Source organism: Syntrophales bacterium, assembly GCA_030655775.1.
Lineage (GTDB): Bacteria > Desulfobacterota > Syntrophia > Syntrophales > JADFWA01 > JAUSPI01.
Genome location: JAUSPI010000087.1, coordinates 1 through 4,461, shown reverse-complemented (window position 1 = coordinate 4,461; position 4,461 = coordinate 1). Strand labels below are relative to the sequence as shown.

4 protein-coding genes and 1 riboswitch are annotated in these 4,461 nt (G+C 44.5%); all 4 genes read right to left on the bottom strand.

What is annotated here, in order from left to right:
- Window positions 1–859, bottom strand: an 859-nt coding sequence (locus Q7J27_04530) for an asparagine synthase C-terminal domain-containing protein (protein ID MDO9528410.1), incomplete at its 3' end; no start/stop codon positions are given.
- Window positions 860–862: 3 nt separating this feature from the next.
- Complete coding sequence (cobO, locus tag Q7J27_04525) at window positions 863–1,378, bottom strand: cob(I)yrinic acid a,c-diamide adenosyltransferase (GenBank protein MDO9528409.1); 516 nt, start codon at window positions 1,376–1,378, stop codon at window positions 863–865.
- A 568-nt stretch (window positions 1,379–1,946) separates the two neighbouring features.
- Window positions 1,947–3,821: a TonB-dependent receptor gene (locus Q7J27_04520; protein ID MDO9528408.1), complete on the bottom strand. Its 1,875-nt coding sequence runs from the start codon at window positions 3,819–3,821 to the stop codon at window positions 1,947–1,949.
- Between the two features lie 68 nt (window positions 3,822–3,889).
- A riboswitch (cobalamin riboswitch) is annotated at window positions 3,890–4,183 on the bottom strand.
- Between the two features lie 74 nt (window positions 4,184–4,257).
- The coding region (locus tag Q7J27_04515; GenBank protein MDO9528407.1) for an ABC transporter ATP-binding protein at window positions 4,258–4,461 on the bottom strand (204 nt) is incomplete at its 5' end.

The window sequence follows — 4,461 nt, the reverse complement described above, 5'->3', positions numbered from 1 at the left end:
TTTTTTCCTCTTTTTGAGGGGCAGGGATTCCACCAACCACCTCACGGTATATACGGTAATAATAGAAATGTTCCTTGTTCCAGAATTTTATTGGAAAATTTTTCTTTCCATCTTCAAACTCTTCATCAACTACCCTTGATTCAATAACTTTTCTCAGTTCCGTCATGCCGGAGCCGTATTCGAGAGGCCTTTTTTTCTGCCATAATATTTCCTGCGGCAGTACGCCTTCAAAGGCCTTCCGAAGTATCCACTTCCCCCAGGTTTGCCCGTTTTCTTTTTTGATCTTAAGATCAAAATCAATCCCACGACTGAAATCCATAAACTCTTTATCAAGAAAGGGCTGTTTTATATCTACTCCCAGGGTTTCCCCAATTTTGTTCGAACTGAACCGCATGTCAGAATGCATCCGGTCCAGATATCCCTGTAAATCCTTTTTTTCCAAGAGGAAATCGTAGCCTGCAAATATCTCATCACTTCCGTCGCCTGTAATCATGCTGCCGATACCCATATCTTTCGCACATTTGATCCCCAGATAGGCTGTGACATCGTTTGGAACAGCGGGATCAAAACTTTTCAGTATCGCGATCACTTCCGGGATAACAGAAACGGCCTCTTCAATTTTGACTGTTTTGTGGTGATGGTCAAGCTTGAGAGCCCTCGCCACCTCGGTCGCATAATATCGATCCTCACCATACGACTCAAGTCCGATGGAAATGGCCGTAGAGTTTTTTGAATGGGCCGCCACAAGTGCGGAATCCAGTCCGCCGGAGAAGAGTATCCCTTCAGCTCGATTTCTGCTCACCGACTCGGCAAATCTTTTCTTCAGTTCAGAAAAAAGATGTTTTTCATCTTTATGCATGTCTTACCTTTCAATCCCATCCCGGGCTTTCACACCACTTTGATAGTAATGTTTTACCTCTTTCATTTCCGTTACCAGGTCAGCCTCCTCGATAATCCGGGGGTCTGCCATCCTGCCCGTAATTACCAGTTCGACATCTTCCGGTTTTACCCGGATAAAATCGAGCAGCTCCTCCGCGGAAAAGAGATTGTAATGGGTGGCAATAGTGGCCTCATCAAGAATAATCACCTGGTACTTGCCGGAGCACATGATCTCTCTTGCTTCTTTGAGACCTTCCCGTGCGGCTCGAATATCTTTCTCATCGGGGTTTCTGTTAATAAAACAGCTCCGGCCGTACTGTTTCACTGTAATAAAGTCTGATAGTTTGTCCAAGATATTAATCTCGCTATACCTCATTCCCTTGACAAACTGGGCGATATACACTTTAAGGCCGGCACCGGCTGCACGCAGGGCGAGCCCAAGCGCCGCTGTTGTCTTTCCCTTGCCACTGCCCGTATAAACCTGAACATATCCTTTCATTGTTCCCCCGTGTTATGCCCCTTTTTCGTCCCTGTTAAGACATCCGGACTTTGGAATGGAAACTATATCGAATTGACGAAACTCGTAAATAAGTATTGACGGTTTCGTAAAAAGTCATGAAACTGATTCTTTGTCATCCTGAACTCGTTTCAGGATCTCACTTGTTTCAGCATCTAATTATTTCAAGAAGTTAGAGACCCTGAATGATCCTGAAACAAGTTCAGGACATGATTTTAGGTGACAATAAAAAACTTTTTACGAGACCGTCAGTATTGATGCCCCGAAGAATTCTGGATGCCTCCCCGTAGTTGGCACTCTTTATAAGGAGGTAGACCGCGCCAACCCCGGGGAGACAGGGGATAACCATTTTTTGTTTAGAAGAAAAGACGTTCCCTCCTTCCAAACATACACCGCTTTAATCTTGACAAGTTCGTAAAAAGTCTCAAAATGTGTTATTTGTCATGCTGAACTTGTTTCAGCATCTAATCATTTCAGCAAGTTAGAGACCCTGAAATAAATCCAGGGTGACAAAAACTGACTTTTTACGAAACTATCATTCTTTCGTAGCTCAAAAAGTTACCTTGATGCCGCCATAAACACCAATGCCCGGTTCGCCGTATTGATAAACCGACTGATATTTCTTGTCGGTTAAGTTTTCAACCCTTCCGAAGAATTGCAAATGTTTATTCACATCATAGGAAGCGGCAAGATTAAAAAGTGTGTACGCGGGCATTTCCTCGGTGTTGCTGTCATTGCGGTATCTTTTGCCGACATACTGAGCATTGAGATTCAGATTCAACTGTTCCAGGGGCTTGATGTTAATAGCCGCGCCTCCGGTGTGCTGCGGGCGATACTGCAGATACTTCCCGTTATTCGAATCTCCTTCATTTTTAGCTTCGGTATAGGTGTAATGAGCGTGAAGGCTTAAACTCTTTATCGGCCGGCATGAAAGGACAGTCTCCCAGCCCTCGGTTCTGACCTTTGCGATATTACGGTATTTTTTAATAGCCGGATCATCATCATACTTGATCATATTGTCGATTTTGGTGTGGAAATAAGTTAAAGATAATGACACCTTTTCCCCGAAAAGCTTTTGGTCTATGCCCGCATCGTAACCCTTACTTTCTTCAGGCTTAAGATTGGCATCACCAGAGCTTGAATAAAGTTGGTAGAGCGACGGCGCCCGGAACCCCGTAGCGTAGCTTCCCCTTATCTTCGTTCCCGTCTTTTCAGAGAAATAGGCCAAAGCCCCTTTATAGGTATCTTCGCCGCCAAATGTTTGATGATCGTCATGACGTGCACCGAGGGTAAAAGACATGCCTTTTAACGGTGTCAATTTGTTCTGGATAAAAAAGCCTTTGGTATCAACACTTTTTTTTGCTATATCGCTTCCCGAAGAACTCTTACTGTCCCCATCCTCTTCCTTATAATCAAACCCTGCGGTAACTGTATCGATATCCCCGATAAAAAAATTGTGCTGCCACGATGCCACTTTGATGGTCCCATCAAAACTGTTATTGAATGCCCCCTGATTCATATACTCCCTCTCGACCTCCGTGACACCGAGCTTGACAACATGCTGCCACCAGTCAAAAAGGTCCTGATCGAGGTTTGTAGAAACACTTGTTATGGTTGTATTCATGACCTTATCGACGTCAACTCCAGGGTTATCGTAATCCATGGACGATTCAGAGTGATGTACCGAAATATTCGCTCTTATCGTTTCACTGATCTGACCACCGACACGGGTAGAAAGGTTGGTATCATGATAATAATCTTCTTCGGTATTCCCCAGTTCTTCATCCGCCTTTGATACGCCCTTGGTATCTAAACGTGACACAGATGCGGCGTAATTTATCTTATCTGTTGATCCGCTGACACCCACTTTTTCCCTGAAGGTCTCATACGACCCACCTTCCGCGGAGAGATAATATTTCGGTTTTCCCCTGCCCTTCTTGGTAATGATGTTGATGACGCCTCCGATGGCATCCGATCCATATAGTACGCTCTGTGCGCCGCGGATAATCTCTATCTTTTCAATGTTATCAGTTGAAATATCGGTGATTTTTATTTTTCCAGTCGACTTCATGGGATCGCCCACCTGCACGCCATCGATCATAATCAACGTATGGGCGCTATTCGTCCCGCGTATATAAATCTCCTCTTCCCCGCCGTGTGACCCGCTCTGTTTAATGAAAACACCCGGAACATCTCTGAGGACATCCGTAACGGTCTGTTTCCCCTTTTTTTGAATTTCTTCCCCGGTAACAATGGTAACGGAATCAGGTGAATATTTTAAAGGCTCCTCTATCCTGCTTGCCGTCACCACCGTTTCTTCCATAGTTACGGTATCTCCCTCTTCCTGTGCATAAACAGCGACAGATGAAGCAACAAACAGACATGTCAACAAAATTAATAGCTTTTTCATACCTCTTTTTATCATAACCTCCTTTTCCCTCCGTCTGGAATGTTATTTCAGTACCTGAACGAAAACTCCTAATTTTCTTCCGGGTACTATTTTATCCGTCAGATAAGTCTCCTGGCTCGCGGCAACGCCTACTTTCCACACCTTCCCGGAAATACAGTTGTCGGTGACCAGTGTTTAGTGGTCAGGAAACAACTATTTACTCCAGTGGCCGATGTTCAGTGAACAATGTTTAGTGATAGTCTTGCTAATCACTGTCCACTAATCACTGTCGTTTGTGGATTTCGTTCCGCCTACAGTTGCGGGGCAGCGCCGGTATTTGACCGGGTTCCTTTGGGTCTGTCATGTTTCATGACAGACCCTAAATCTGACAGATTTAAAATCCTCCTTGATCCCCCTTTACAAAAGGGGGAAGTGACCAGTCCTTCCCTTTTTTAAAGGAGAGTGAGGGGGATTAATGTGAACTCAATAATGTTACTCTCGGCAATCCTGTCTGTGGATTGCGATCCACTGATACATCTGTTTCATAAACCTCTTTGATATTGGATTCTGTAATCACCTCGTCCGGAGTACCCATGCAGTGGATATTCCCTGCGTTAAGAAGTATCATTCTGTCACAGTAAAGTGATGCCAGATTTATATCGTGGGTTACGGAAAC